The 14,611-nt window shown below is 37.4% G+C and carries 14 protein-coding genes; 13 read left to right on the forward strand and 1 reads right to left on the reverse strand.

The features are described 5' to 3' along the window. Positions 1-95: 95 nt before the first annotated feature. The gene (locus ACQ2HF_RS11635) at positions 96-1,103 is read right to left on the reverse strand and encodes a DUF1028 domain-containing protein (RefSeq protein WP_432410587.1); all 1,008 of its coding nucleotides are present in this window, start codon (positions 1,101-1,103) and stop codon (positions 96-98) included. A gap of 287 nt (positions 1,104-1,390) precedes the next feature. Between ACQ2HF_RS11635 and ACQ2HF_RS11640 the strand changes: the two genes are divergently transcribed. The 13 genes from ACQ2HF_RS11640 (at position 1,391) to ACQ2HF_RS11700 (ending at position 14,596) form a co-directional block, all read left to right on the forward strand. Next, positions 1,391-3,568 (forward strand): TonB-dependent receptor, encoded by a 2,178-nt coding sequence (locus tag ACQ2HF_RS11640; RefSeq protein WP_432410588.1) that lies wholly within the window; start codon positions 1,391-1,393, stop codon positions 3,566-3,568. Between the two features lie 449 nt (positions 3,569-4,017). Further along, a complete protein-coding gene (locus tag ACQ2HF_RS11645; protein ID WP_432410589.1) occupies positions 4,018-4,431 on the forward strand; it encodes a DUF2141 domain-containing protein in 414 nt (137 codons plus the stop codon). Between the two features lie 305 nt (positions 4,432-4,736). Continuing rightward, a complete protein-coding gene (locus tag ACQ2HF_RS11650) occupies positions 4,737-5,366 on the forward strand; it encodes a hypothetical protein (protein ID WP_432410590.1) in 630 nt (209 codons plus the stop codon). Position 5,367: 1 nt separating this feature from the next. Beyond that, positions 5,368-6,699, forward strand: a complete 1,332-nt coding sequence (locus tag ACQ2HF_RS11655) for a 2TM domain-containing protein (protein ID WP_432410591.1) — start codon at positions 5,368-5,370, stop codon at positions 6,697-6,699. Positions 6,700-6,881: 182 nt separating this feature from the next. After that, entirely contained in the window at positions 6,882-7,163 is a 282-nt protein-coding gene (locus tag ACQ2HF_RS11660; protein ID WP_432410592.1) for a 2TM domain-containing protein, read from the forward strand. Between the two features lie 26 nt (positions 7,164-7,189). Beyond that, complete coding sequence (locus ACQ2HF_RS11665) at positions 7,190-7,492, forward strand: 2TM domain-containing protein (protein ID WP_432410593.1); 303 nt, start codon at positions 7,190-7,192, stop codon at positions 7,490-7,492. Then, positions 7,483-7,833 carry a 2TM domain-containing protein gene (locus ACQ2HF_RS11670; protein ID WP_432410594.1) on the forward strand — a complete coding sequence of 117 codons (351 nt, stop codon included), beginning with the start codon at positions 7,483-7,485 and terminating at the stop codon, positions 7,831-7,833. The genes ACQ2HF_RS11665 and ACQ2HF_RS11670 overlap by 10 nt, the downstream gene beginning before the upstream one ends. Before the next feature lie 10 nt (positions 7,834-7,843). Beyond that, positions 7,844-8,164, forward strand: coding sequence for a 2TM domain-containing protein (locus ACQ2HF_RS11675; protein ID WP_432410595.1), 321 nt, complete (start codon positions 7,844-7,846; stop codon positions 8,162-8,164). A 13-nt stretch (positions 8,165-8,177) separates the two neighbouring features. Further along, on the forward strand, positions 8,178-9,314 hold the full coding sequence (locus ACQ2HF_RS11680; RefSeq protein ID WP_432410596.1) for an amidohydrolase family protein: 1,137 nt from the start codon (positions 8,178-8,180) through the stop codon (positions 9,312-9,314). 216 nt (positions 9,315-9,530) lie between these two features. After that, complete coding sequence (locus ACQ2HF_RS11685; protein WP_432410597.1) at positions 9,531-10,016, forward strand: ABC transporter ATPase; 486 nt, start codon at positions 9,531-9,533, stop codon at positions 10,014-10,016. Between the two features lie 20 nt (positions 10,017-10,036). After that, positions 10,037-12,988, forward strand: coding sequence for a glycoside hydrolase family 3 N-terminal domain-containing protein (locus tag ACQ2HF_RS11690; RefSeq protein WP_432410598.1), 2,952 nt, complete (start codon positions 10,037-10,039; stop codon positions 12,986-12,988). After that, positions 12,985-14,115, forward strand: coding sequence for an N-acetyl-alpha-D-glucosaminyl L-malate synthase BshA (gene bshA, locus ACQ2HF_RS11695; RefSeq protein WP_432410599.1), 1,131 nt, complete (start codon positions 12,985-12,987; stop codon positions 14,113-14,115). The genes ACQ2HF_RS11690 and bshA overlap by 4 nt, the downstream gene beginning before the upstream one ends. 61 nt (positions 14,116-14,176) lie before the next feature. Next, positions 14,177-14,596, forward strand: a complete 420-nt coding sequence (locus ACQ2HF_RS11700) for a hypothetical protein (RefSeq protein ID WP_432410600.1) — start codon at positions 14,177-14,179, stop codon at positions 14,594-14,596. Positions 14,597-14,611 lie beyond the last annotated feature (15 nt).

Raw genomic sequence — 14,611 nt, forward strand, 5'->3', positions numbered from 1 at the left:
TTTGTTAATACACAGTAATAAAAATAACACATGCACAACCATATGAAAGTGGTTGTGTATATGTACGGCAAAAAAATAGTTGAATGATTAGTCTACTATTTTTTTACAAACCGAAGGGTTGCTTCACCTTGTTTGCTTTTTACTTTTATAAAGTAGACACTACTTTTAAAGGCTGCTATATTGATAGTTTGTTGAAGACTACTTTTCTCAAATTCGTTTTGTGAATACACTAATTTCCCTTGAACATCATAAATGGTAACTCCTAATAGCGCTACCGAAGACGCTACAGAAAGCGTTATATTATTAGTTGCAGGATTTGGGTAGATTGTAATACGCTCTTTTAAGCTATTTTCTTTAACCGTAAGCAACTCATCATACATACCCTGTAAAATATCAATAGGTTCGATGCCTGCTGCTTGCTCGCCAACATTTAGCCTAATGTATGGATTGTTACTGTCATCATCTGCTTTATAAACTAAAAGATATGCCGTTGTGGAAGACGTTCCTGCACTTAAACAACGCATATCTGCTCCAGGAAAATTAGCGCCTTGCAATGCAGCCATTAATTTATCTGCCAAAGGCCCATTTGTGTTGTTGAAATTGGCTTCCATATTATCTATTACCGTTTGGTTTAATAAAATGTTACCCTGCACACTAAAAGTGGTTCCTTGGCGATCTTCTTTGTAATTGTCTGCCATAGATCCCGTAAAGCCTGCAGTTCTTGGGTCGCCATTGGTGTCGAAATCTGCTATGCCATATTGTCTATATTCAGGATCAAAATTTTGAGAGGAACACGAATCATTATTCATTAAATAATCAATAATTTCTGAAGGCGATGCGCCCATTTCCATTTGATCAATTGCATTATTTAGGTTGCTATTTGGGATACAAACGTACGCCTGTGAGTTAACACCGCCACGCCCAGGAAGGATTTTGGTAATAATGTCGATAATTCCTTGAGCGCCAATCCCATTAACACAGGAAGCACCTGCAGAGCCAATTTCTCCAGTGTCAGGGTCTACAGCAATTATTGAAAAGGTGTCTTGAGAAAAGCCTGTAAAGCTTAATAAGCCAACAAGGGCGAAGATGTATAATTTTTTCATGGCGTTTAAATAAAAATTTATTATTAATTCAGAATGTCTGTCTGAGACCTTCGACAGGCTCAGGATAAACTATAGTCGAAGCCTAGTATACCAAGGAAAGTTGAATGCACTTCGACTGCGCTCAGTGTGACATATGTAAAGAATTTTACTTATTCAGATAAAGGTAATCAAAATTTGATAGTATTGAGATATTACAATTCAACCGTGTAATTATACAGTTGAGTGTTTTTTATTATAATTTACCCGTTAACCGATGCATTTTTGAACCATAATTAACAATCAACCTTATGGAAATTTTAAAAATGCCTCGTAATCTTACCTCATTCTTTTCACTTATAGCGCTGCTTTTCTTCGGAATTGTAAGTGCACAGCAAACTGTTTCAGGAACTGTACTTCAGAAAAACGGAACGCCTATTTTTGGCGCCAATGTATATCTGGAAGGAACATATGATGGCGCATCAACCAATGAGCAAGGGAAATTCAGTTTCACTACCGAAGAAACAGGCATTCAAACCCTCGTAATTTCCTATGTAACCTACGAACCTTTTATGATGGCAGCAGATGTATCACAGCTTTCAGATTTAAAACTAACGCTGAAAGAAGATTTTAACTCATTGGATACCGTGGTAATTTCCGCAGGAAGTCTGGAAGCGAGCGATAATAGTAAAGTTTCCGTTTTAAAACCACTAGATGTGGTTACTACGGCAAGTGCTTTAGGTGATTTTGTGGGGGCATTACAAACGCTTCCAGGTACCACAACAGTAGCAGAAGACGGTCGCTTATTTGTGCGTGGGGGAGATGCCGCCGAAACACAAATTTTTATAGATGGCATTCGCGTATTTTCACCCTATACACCTACCACCAGTAATACGCCTACACGCGGACGTTATAGTCCATTTTTGTTTGATGGTATTACGTTTTCTACCGGCGGGTATTCAGCCGAATATGGACAGGCACTATCATCGGTTTTATTACTGAATACTATTGATGAGCCGGATCAGGAAAAAACTGAAATCGGCTTAATGACACTTGGTGCTGGCTTGGGGAACACCCAAAAATGGGATAAAAGCTCAGTAAGCGTAAACGCAACCTATATTAATCTGGCTCCGTATATCGCAGCGTTTCCAAGTAGAAACTCTTGGGAAAAGCCCTATGAAAGTTTATCTGGCGAAACCGTTTTTAGAAGAAAGTTTGACAACGGTATCTTTAAATTATATGCAGCTTTTGATACCACAAATTTTGAATTGACTCAGGAAGATATAGATTTTACAGAAGGCGTAAAATTTAAGCTGAAAAACAACAATTTCTACACAAATGCCAGCTATCAAGGAGACTTAGGAAGAACATGGAAACTCACTACTGGCGGAAGTTTTACATCTTCTAACACAAAGCTGGGTATTGTGGATGATACCATAGACAATACCGAAAATTCATTTCACTTTAAGCTGAAATTGAAAAAACGATTTAGCAATCAGGTAAAATTGAGTTTTGGAGCTGAACAATTTTTAACCAATTTTACGGAAGATTTTGATAATCCATTTGTTTCAGCTAGTTACGGCTATACTAATAACATCACCGCTGCCTTTGCCGAAACTGATGTGATTTTTTCAAAGAAGTTTGCCCTTAAAGCCGGGGTTCGCAGTGAGTACAGCGAATTGTTTAGGGAATTCACTATGTCACCAAGAGCTTCGGTAGCCTATAAAACTGGAAAGAACAGTCAGCTTTCAGTGGCTTATGGTGATTTTTACCAGCAACCCACTCAGGAAGTTTTAAAATTTCAACACAACTTAGAAGCTCAAAAAACGCAACACTATATTTTAAACTATCAATACACTGCCAACAACCGTATTTTTAGAGCGGAAGCGTATAGAAAACAATATGAAAATTTAGTGACATTTGATACAGAGTTTGCTGGATTTGAAAGTAATTTCAGCAACAATGGCGACGGATTTGCGCAAGGAATCGATTTCTTTTGGAGAGATAATGAAAGCATTAATAACGTAGATTACTGGGTAAGTTATTCGCTGCTGGATACCGAACGGTTGTATCAAAATTATCCCACTACGGCGACCCCTTCATTTGCCAATACGCACAATATTTCGGTGGTTACTAAGTATTGGGTGGAAGATTGGAAGAGTCAGTTAGGTTTTAGCTATCAATTTGGAAGTGGACGTACCTACACGAATCCAAATACTGCTGGATTTCTTCAGGAAAAAACCAAAAGCTATAACAACCTAAGCTTTAACTGGGCATACTTAATAGACCAACAAAAGATTCTTTATTTTTCGGTAAACAATGTGCTTGCGTTTACCAATGTGAATGGCTATCAATACGCCAGTACGGCAAATGCCAACGGAAATTTTAACAGGAGAACACTGCAACCCGCAGCAGATCAGTTTTTCTTTGTAGGCTTCTTCTGGACCATTAGTGAAGATGGCAGCGATAACCAGCTGGATAAGTTGTAGTTTTTAGTGAGTAGGCGGTAGGACGCAACTAAAGCTGCTGGTAGGTTACTGGCTGCTATCGCTCGCCTTTAGAGCTTGTAATTCTAAGGCCCTTGATTTTAGTATTTGGGAGGTTAGAAGTGAGGGTTGGAGTCACGACAGGCAGGCTCAGGCAACTTGTATTCGAAAATTGAACTTAACTCGAAACTTATAAACTGAAAGTCAATGAACCTTGCAATCTAGATCCTTCCCTTAGCGGTTAAAAAACAAAATGAAACTAATCATATTTCTCTCGCGTTAAAGGGAAGATGGATTTCAGCTTTACGATGTTTAATAAAATTGAAAAACATATTCGCTGAAATTCGGAAGGGTTACAATTCACTCCTAAAAAACAACACTTCAGTAAAACAGATTTTAAATAAATGTCCTTTCAGTAGATATTTGAATCAAACTTAAAAACCACAGAAATCATGCAAACAATAATTAACTATTTCGCATTACTATTTACCGGGTTGTTTTTACAAGCCCAGAATACTGTAGAAGTCACTATGACCAATTTTAGCAACGATGCCGGAACTGTAAAGGTTGGACTTTATAACAGTGAGGGAACCTGGCTGGAGAAAGAATATAAAGCACAGGATTCAAAAATTAGTAACAAAACTGCTCGTGTTACATTTACCGATGTTCCAGATGGCGTATATGCCGTATCTTGTTTTCACGATGAAGATAACGATGGCGTGTTCAAAATGTTTATGGGAATAATTCCTATTGAAGATTATGCCTGTAGCAATGGAGCCACTGGAATGTTTGGCCCACCCAAGTGGAGTGAAGCTAGGTTTGAGCTAAAAGATAACGTAACAAAACAAGTACCTATTAAGCTTTGAACTTGAACTTGGCCTTCGATACAATTCCGCAGAAAAAGCGGAATCACTCAGGCACCTTTTACTAGTTATTCAATAATAAATTTTAAATTGAAGTTTAAATAAAATTAACAATCTAAGCTCCTTCTCCCAGCGGTTAAAAAGCTTAAATCAAACTAAAAAAAGGATATCCGTGATTCGGGGAAAGGTGAATTTTGGTACGATTGAATAATAAAATTCTTGAATGTTTAATCCAAAATTCGGAAGGGGGACTTTACAAAATACTAATAAAATTTAAAAACTCAAAAAATCCTAAACAACCAACAACAATGAAACACATACTCACTTTAACCATCATCGCATTACTAACACTTACCACAAGCGCACAAAACAAATACGAAAATGGAATGCGCAAAGCGTTTGAGCTTTGGGGAGCAGACCAACCTTGGGAGGCTGCCAATCTTTTTGAGCGCATTGCCCAGGCAGAACCCGACAATTGGTTGCCACCTTTTTATGCTGCACAAGTAAATGTATTTGCAAGTTTTTCTGAAAAAGACGAGACAAAACTCATGCCACAGTTAAAAAAAGCACAGGACTTAGTAAATGATGCCAAAGCAATTTCTAAAGACAATGCTGAAATTTTAGTATTGGAGGCTCAGTTATTAACCGCCTGGATTGTCTATGACGGTCAAAAATATGGAATGAAATACAGTGGTAAAATTTCAGAACTATATACAAAAGCATACCAGCTGGCACCGGATAACCCGCGTGTAGTATTGGGAAAAGCAGAGTGGGAGATGGGTGCAGCAGCTTGGTTTGGTAAATCCAAAGAACCGTATTGTAAAGATGTGAAAAGAGCCATTGAACTTTTTGCTACCTTTACTCCTGAAGGCGAATTTTATCCTACGGGAGGTCTGGAACACGCACACGAAGTGCTAGCGGAAAACTGTATAGAATAGCATGAATTTATTTTTAAAGGAATTTTTAAAGGCCGGATTTATAGGGACACTTATATTTTTGGTTGTAGCCTTGCTACAATTACTTTCAGGGAACCCAATTGAAACGTGGGGAGAAGCCCTTTATCAATATGGTATTAACCAGATATATTCGGTTTCGCTGTATTTGGTGAATGTTCCTTTTTTTAATTATATCATAGGTAAATATGGTGATTCACTTTTTAAAATACGCCCTTTACTATATGCTTTTACCGGGGCAGTTATCCTTACAGTAGCAACACTTTTTTTTATCAATATGTTTATAGTTACTGTTATTAAAGGCGGTACTGTTGCAGAGTTTTTAGCCAATCAATACCTTTATTATTATTGGACTGGGCTGGTAATTTCGATTGTAGTTACTACTGTTTTTTATGCTGTTTATTACTACAAGCACAAAAAAGAAACCCAAGTACAGCAACAGAAGATTATTGCTAAAACCGCTTCAGCACAATTTGATGCGTTAAAAAATCAGTTAGATCCGCATTTTCTATTCAACAGCCTTAACGTTCTCACTAGCTTAATTGAAGAAAACCCTCCAGCAGCTACCCGTTTTACTACCGCGCTTTCTAAAGTATATCGCTATGTTTTAGAACAGAAGAATAAAGAACTGGTCACGGTTGAAGAGGAATTAAAATTTGCGCAATTATATATGTCGCTTCTTAAAATGCGCTTTGAAGACAGCATAAGTTTTACGGCTCCAGAAAATGTAAGCAATCCCGAAGCCAAGGTTGTGCCTTTGTCCTTACAATTGTTGCTGGAAAATGCTGTGAAGCATAACCAGGTAACGCCTTCCAAAAAACTAAGCATTACTGTTTTTGAAAAAGATGGTAATTTGGTGGTACAGAATAACCTTCAACCAAAAAAAGTGTTGCGAGAGAGCAGTGGGGTAGGACTCCAAAATATTTATTCGCGTTATGGTTTATTGACCAACCGCCCTGTTTTGGTTGAAAAATCTAAAACCGATTTTAAGGTCATAATCCCAATGCTTACTAATGTTTCGGTAGTGAGGCAAACACAAGACACCTATATATCCAACAAGCGGTTAGACCGAGCCAGGGAATATGTAGAAAAGCTAAAAGGTTTTTACATACACATTACAATATACAGCATTTTTATACCTGTTTTTATATGGTTAAATTATCAATCTAATACTGGATTTCCGTGGGCTATCTTTCCAATTGCTGGCTGGGGTTTTGGCGTCTTAGGGCACGCTTCAGAAACATTTCAATGGAGCCCTTTCTTTAATAAGAAATGGGAAGAACGAAAGATTAGGCAGTATATGGATGAGGGTGATTAGCTTTTAAAATAGTAAGTAGATTTCAGTAGCATTAGGCAGAAAAAAATTAATTTCTAAAGCAACTTTATCATTTAATCATCTTAAAAAACAATTCAGTAATCAAAAACTACAGTTGGGTGCTTCTGTTTTTTATTTGTGTGAAAGCTGAGGTACTTTTATACTGTAATTAAAAATCAACTTTTATGGAAACTTTTAAGATCACACAGGAAACCAAACTACAACAAGCCCAAGAACATGTTGAAAAATTAAAAGGCTTTTATTCTCACCTCTCCATTTATTTACTATTTATACCCATTTTTATCGCAGTCAATTATTTTGGAGGAAGTAATTTTCCTTGGGCAATTTTCCCAATTGTTGGTTGGGGAATAGGAATTACAGGTCACGCTTTCGAAACCTATAAATGGAGTCCGTTTTTCGGGAAAAATTGGGAAGAAAGAAAGATAAGAGAATTTATGAATTCTTAATGTTACACCAATCAAAAACTAAGAGAATGGATTATAACACAGATAAACAGAACAAATACTTACGTGCCAAAGAACGCGTAACAGAAATAAAGAAATTTTACACAAGCCTTGTCGGGTATGTCTTTGTAATATCAATGCTCGCAACCGTGAATTATTATGTAAATGAATGGAGCAATATGTGGTTTTTATGGGCTGCTTTCGGTTGGGGAATTGGGCTTCTCTTTCAGGCTGCCAAAGCGTACCAATGGAGTCCCTTTATGGGTAAGAATTGGGAAGAACGTAAACTAAAGGAGTTTATGGAAGAAGAAGATAAACAACAATGGAACTAATCAATATAAGTATGGAAACTTCAAAAAATACTCAATACGAACGCGCACTTAAAAAAGTAGGAGTTATAAGAAGATTCTACAAACATTTGCGGGTATATATTATCATAAACGTGTTACTCCTTTTGCTACGTGCAAAAATATTTAAATTTTTTAACGATGGAAATATTAGTGATGTTCAGTTTGATCGTTGGCTGGATTGGAATACCTACGGGACAGCTTCCATTTGGGGGGTTGCACTATTCATCCATTGGGTATATGCTTTTCAATATAAATTTAAATTTTTTAAAAATTGGGAAGATCGTAAACTAAAGGAAATACTGGAAAAAGATGAACTCGATTAATACATTAGTTATGATGAATACATCTGAAAAAGAAAAACTTGCAAAAGCTAAAAAACGCCTTGAAAAAATAAAAGGGTTTTATATACATGCTATGGTCTATGCATTAGTGAACATTTTTTTAATGCTTTCGGCTACAGGGATATATTCCAACGGACTTTTAAACCTACATATGCCAGGTTGGGCCCATTTTACAACACCTTTTTTCTGGGGAATAGGCTTGTTTTTTCACGGCCTAAATACCTTTAAATCTGGACTTTTAAAGAAGTGGGAAGACAGAAAAATAAAGGAGTACTTAGAAAAAGAAGCGCGTGATTTCGAAAAATTTAACTAACCCCTACTAAAATATGAAAAATCTACTACTATTAGTACTATTGCTCATCGCTGGAGTCCTTTCAGCACAAAGCTTTGTAATAACCAATGTTACTCTGTTTGATGGTGAGGAAGTGATTGAGAACACGTCAGTCTTAGTGAAAGATGGCATTATCACCGAAGTATCCAAAAAGATAAAAACCGACGCAACAGGTATTGACGGAAAAGGCAAATTTTTAATGCCTGGAATGACCAATAGCCACGTTCACGCTTGGGGAGCCAACAGTCTTACCGAAGCTGTAAAAGCAGGGGTGGTAAACTTACTAGATATGCACGGCGTTGAAATGGCGCAGGGAATGATGAAAGGCCTAAAAGACTCTACCAACTATGCCCGCTATTTTGTTGCTGGGGCAGCTGCTACCGTACCTGGAGGTCACGGTACTCAATACGGTTTTCCAACACCAACGTTAATAAAACCCGAAGAAGCCGAAGGTTTTGTAAACGACAGAGTAGCCGCAGGAGCCAACTACCTAAAAATAATTGTAGAGCCCTGGAAAGAAACACTTTCCCATGAAACGGTAAAAGCACTCATAGATGCTGCACATGCAAAAGAAACAGTAGCTGTAGTACATATTTCCAAAGTTGAAGATGCCAAAAAAGTACTCGAAAATGGTGCCGATGGCTTAGTACATCTATGGTGGGATCAATTAATTTCTACGGAAGAATTAGCAAATTGGGCTCGAAACAAAGATGCTTTTATCATGCCAACGATGCTTACAAATAAATTATTTTTGGGAGAAATTAGAAAAACAGCTCCCGAAGGTAGCATTATGAGTGATGAGGAATTTTTACAGCAAATAAAAATGATTTACGATGCGGGAATTACTATTCTGGCAGGAACAGACCCGCCAAACGCAGGGATTAACTACGGTACAGATTTATACAAGGAGCTCGATTTGCTCTCCAAAGCAGGCATACCAAATATTGAAGTTTTGAAAAGTGCGACATCATCACCCCCAAAACATTTCAAACTAGGAAAACTAGGAATGATAAAACAAGGCTACAAAGCGGATTTAATTTTACTAAATGAAAACCCCATAAAAGATATTCAGAATATTAGCAACATAGCTACGGTCTGGAAAGAAGGGAAGGAAGTGGATAGGACTGAATAATGGCTTCTCATTACTATAGTTGGGGATCACTTATTTTTCTTAACTAGATATACCACGAATGCTATGATAGCCATAACCATTAGTAGTTCAATTACTAAAAGGGCTACTTGAAAAATTCCAATGGCAAGCATCATTTTTTTATAAAACTAAGCAAGAGATTTTAATGCTACGGTATGTTACTCCCGTTTTTCCAAGTATCTTTGTGAAAAATTGAACATGCTAGCAGATTTTTCAACCTTACCAAATAATTCCCGTGTTTGGGTGTATCAAAGTAATCGCAAATTTTCGGATGAAGAGGTTGCCGTGATTTCAGAAAAAGCTATTGAATTTTTAACCCAATGGACTGCTCATGGAAGTACCTTGGAAGCAGGTTTTGAGATAAAATATAACCGTTTTATTGTCTTCGGCCTCAATCAGGAAAATGCTTCGGCTTCTGGATGTAGTATAGATGCTTCGGTGCATTTTATTCAGCAATTACAACGTGAATTTGATGTAGACTTGTTGGATAAAATGAATGTCACCTTCTACAATGGAGATTTTATTGCGCACAAGTCACTCGCAGATTTTAAGAAAATGGCAAAGGCGAAGTCGGTATCTCCAAACACAGTGGTTTTCAACAACTTGGTGAACACCAAAGAAGAATATTTAGAAAATTGGGAAGTTCCTGCAAAAGAAAGTTGGCACAACAGATTTCTAGCATAGTTTTTGTATTTTTAAATGCTATGAAAAAACACCTTTTAACCTCACTTTTAGTACTATTATTTTTTTCAGCGAATGCGCAACAAATCAACCCTTTGATTGTCAAGGAAGACTTTGAGAATCAAAAAAAATGGGTTGACAGTATCTATTCTAATTTGTCCCTTCAGGAAAAAGTGGGGCAACTTTTTATGGTAGATGTGTTTTCCAGTGATCCAATAGCTAAAACCGATAAAATTAAAAAGCTCATCGAAGAGCAATATATTGGTGGAGTTATCTTTTCAAAAGGAGGCCCAAAAAGACAGGCAAAACTAAATAATGAATTTCAAGCAGCATCCAAAATTCCACTTATGGTAGCGATGGACGCAGAATGGGGGCTCGCTATGCGCCTGGATTCCACCTTTGCGTACCCATGGAATATGACCTTGGGCGCTATTGAAGATAATAAGATTGTAGAAAAAGTTGGAAAACGTATTGGTGAACACAGTAAACGTCTTGGAGTTCATATAAATTTCGCTCCGGTTGTAGATATCAATACCAATCCGAAAAATCCAATTATTGGAAATCGTTCTTTTGGAGAAGACAAAGAAAATGTAACTCAAAAGTCACTTGCCTTTATGAAAGGTATGCAAAGTGCCGGAATCATTGCAAATGCGAAACATTTCCCAGGTCACGGCGACACCGATACCGATAGCCACAAAACATTGCCTACCATTCATTTTTCGAAAGAACGAATCGATAGTGTAGAGTTATATCCTTACAAACGCCTTATTCATGAAGGGCTTAGTAGTGTCATGGTAGCCCACCTTAATGTTCCTTCGTTAGAAACCCAATTGGATTTTCCTTCATCGCTCTCCAAAACTATTGTTACCGATATGCTGAAAGGAGAACTGGGTTTTAACGGCCTAATCTTTACAGATGCTTTAAACATGAAGGGAGCCGCCAATTTTAAAGAACCTGGCGAGATAGATTTGGCTGCTTTTTTGGCTGGAAACGATGTGTTGCTTATTTCTGAAGACATACCAAAGGCGCATCAATTATTGGTAAATGCTTTTAGAGAAGGCGTTATTACCGAAGAGCGTTTAGCGCATTCTGTAAAAAAGATTTTATATGCTAAATACAAAGTTGGGCTACATACATACCAACCCGTATCCACAAGGTATTTAATAGAAGAACTTAACACTGTTTGGGACGATGCTTTGTACGAAGAAGCTATGGAAAATGCGTTGACTGTCTTAAAAAACGACCGAGCTATTTTGCCTATTAAAGACCTTCAGAAAAAGAAAATTGCTTATATAAATTTTGGAGACGATTCTGGAACAGCATTTTTAAATCAGTTACGCGCGTATGCAAATGTGGATTGGGTAAAAGAATCTAGTCTAGATGATTATGTCAAGGAATTGAAGAATTATAATTATGTCATCATCGGTTTTCACCGCTCCAATGAGAATCCTTGGAAAAGCTATGAGTTTACTGAAAAGGAACTGGTTTGGCTCTACGAAATTGCGAGGACTAACACGGTGATTTTGGATGTATTTACAAGACCCTACGCATTGTTAGATTTAAAAACAGCTACCAATTTTGAAGGTATTATTATGTCCTATCAAAATAGTGATGTGGCTCAGGAACTTTCGGCTCAACTTATTTTTGGAGCTAGAGGAGCAAATGGAAAGCTACCTGTAAGTCTGGGAGAAGACTTTCCGGTAAATACCCATTACGAAACAAAGCCATTACGACGTTTGCAATACGGTACCCCAGAAAGTGTTGGAGTAAACAGTTACAAACTTAAAAAAATAGATTCTCTGGCCAATATAGGTTTGTGGGGTAATATGTATCCCGGGGCTCAGATTTTGGTAGCTCGTAAAGGAAAAGTAATCTATAACAAAACCTTTGGAAACCATACACAGGAAAAAAAGATTAGTGTAAAACCAGACGATATCTATGATGTGGCATCGCTCACCAAGATTTTGGCTACACTGCCTATGGTCATGGAATTAGTAGATCGTGGTGAACTTACTCTGGATACAAAACTTTCTGAAATGTTACCAGAGTACAAAAATTCGAATAAAGCAAACATTACGTTACAAGAAATTCTAACACACACAGCAAGACTCAAAGCGTGGATTCCTTTTTATATACATACACTGGATTCTGTTACGAAACAACCTTCAAAGGAGTATTATAAAAAGAATCCTAATGAAACTTTTAACCTTAAAGTTGCCGAAGGGTTATATATGCGACGTGATTATAAGGACAGTATTTTTGAGATTATTAGGAAAAGCGATTTACGGGATAGGAGCGGCTACAAATACAGTGATTTACCGTATTATATCCTTAAGAAATACTTGGAAAATTACTACGGGAAAGGGTTGGATGAACTCGTGCAGACTAATTTATATGAATCTTTAGGAGCTAATTATACCACGTATAATCCGCTATCTAAGTTCTCTAAAGCCAAGATTGTACCAACCGAGGATGATGCGTCTTTTAGAATGCAAAAGATTCACGGCTACGTACACGACCAGGGAGCAGCTATGATTGGCGGGGTAGGAGGTCACGCTGGAATATTTAGCAACTCCAACGATATTGCCAAAATTATGCAAATGTATCTTTGGAAAGGATTCTACGGCGGGAAACGCTATTTTAATCCGGAAACCTTAGATGTATTTAACACGTGTTTGTACTGTGATAAAGGAATTAGAAGAGGTATAGGTTTCGACAAACCGCAATTGGGTGAGTCTGGACCAACCTGTGGTTGTGTTTCTATGACCAGTTTTGGTCACAGTGGCTTTACAGGTACGTTTACATGGGCAGATCCAGAACAGGAAGTTGTGTATGTATTTCTGTCTAATCGAACCTACCCATCTGCAGATAATAGAAAATTAATTGGAAGTAATTTGAGAAGTACTATTCAAGAAGTTATTTACGAAGCCATAGAGTATAGTACCAAATCAACCACTGAAACCGCATTTAAATGAAAATAGCTATTGTTTGTTACCCAACCTTTGGAGGAAGTGGCGTAGTTGCTACAGAACTTGGATTGGCATTGGCCGAAAGAGGTCACGAAATTCATTTTATAACCTACAAACAACCCGTTAGGTTAGATTTGTTATCAAAACACATACACTTTCACGAAGTTTCGGTACCAGAATATCCTTTGTTTCACTATCAGCCATATGAGCTGGCATTATCCAGTAAATTGGTAGATATGGTGAAGTTGTATAAAATTGAAGTTTTACACGTTCATTATGCCATACCGCACGCCTATGCAGGATATATGGCGAAGAAAATGTTATTGGCCGAAGGAATTTCTATTCCCATGGTAACTACGTTACACGGAACGGATATTACGCTTGTAGGAAATCATCCCTTTTACAAACCTGCTGTAACCTTTAGTATTAATAAGAGTGATGTGGTGACTTCGGTGTCACAGAGTTTGAAGGACGACACCAATAGACTTTTTGATATCACTACTGAAATAGACGTGGTTCCAAACTTTATTGATGTTGAAAAATATACCAATCCGTTTACAGATTGCCAGCGGGACTTAATGGCCGAAAAAGACGAATATATTATTACGCATATTAGTAATTTAAGACCGGTGAAAAGGATTATGGATGTGATAGAAATTTTTGATCGAATTCAGAAAGAAATACCCGCTATCTTAATTATGGTAGGTGAAGGTCCTGAAAAAGAAGCGGGTGAAGCACTATGCCGAAAAAAGGGAATTCAGGATAAGGTTAGATTTCTGGGAAATAGTAGCGAGATAGATAAGATATTATGTTTTAGCGACTTGTTTTTATTGCCTTCAGAAAAAGAAAGCTTTGGATTGGCAGCTTTGGAGGCCATGGCAAGCGGCGTGCCCGTAATATCAAGTAATACAGGCGGATTGCCAGAAGTAAATGTAGATGGAGTAAGCGGATATCTAAGTGATGTTGGCGCGTTAGATGAAATGGCCACAAATGCAATTTCAATCTTAAAATCACCTGAAGAATTGTCAAAATTTAAACGCCAAGCAAAGGAAGCAGCCAGAAAGTTTGATACCAAAAACATTGTCCCAATGTATGAAGATGTGTATGCAAAAGCCGTAGCCTATGTTTCGTAATGTTTTTTTAATAATAGTATTTATGCCTTTGTTTATTTTTACAAACTGTAAGAATACCCCTATGGATTCATCACCAAAACAAGTGGAAAATGCTATGCAAAAATCTCTGGATTTTACAACCTTGCTAAGTGATGCTCATAGTAATTTTACTGAAAGCACAGAACAGTTGGTTACGTCTCAAGAAGCCTTAAACTCAATATTTGCGAAAGTAAACAGTACTAGAAAACCAGGGATTCCAATTCCTGAAGTAGATTTTAAGCAACATGAAGTATTTTTTTATGCCCCAGGGGAAGTAAGCCATGGCGTTGAAGGACTACAAGTAGCTTCAGTAATAAAAGAGAAGAATGTGATTGCAGTAACATTGGTCGCTGGTAAATCGCAAGGTAAATATGCAACTACTGTTATGTCGCAACCGTGTGTGATGATTACCTATAAAAAGCAAGGATTGCCAGTAGTGGTAAAGTCTGCTGCTCAAGAATAAAGTACATCAGTTTAT

Origin of the sequence: Rasiella sp. SM2506 (assembly GCF_050859505.1) — a bacterium.
GTDB lineage: Bacteria > Bacteroidota > Bacteroidia > Flavobacteriales > Flavobacteriaceae > Marinirhabdus.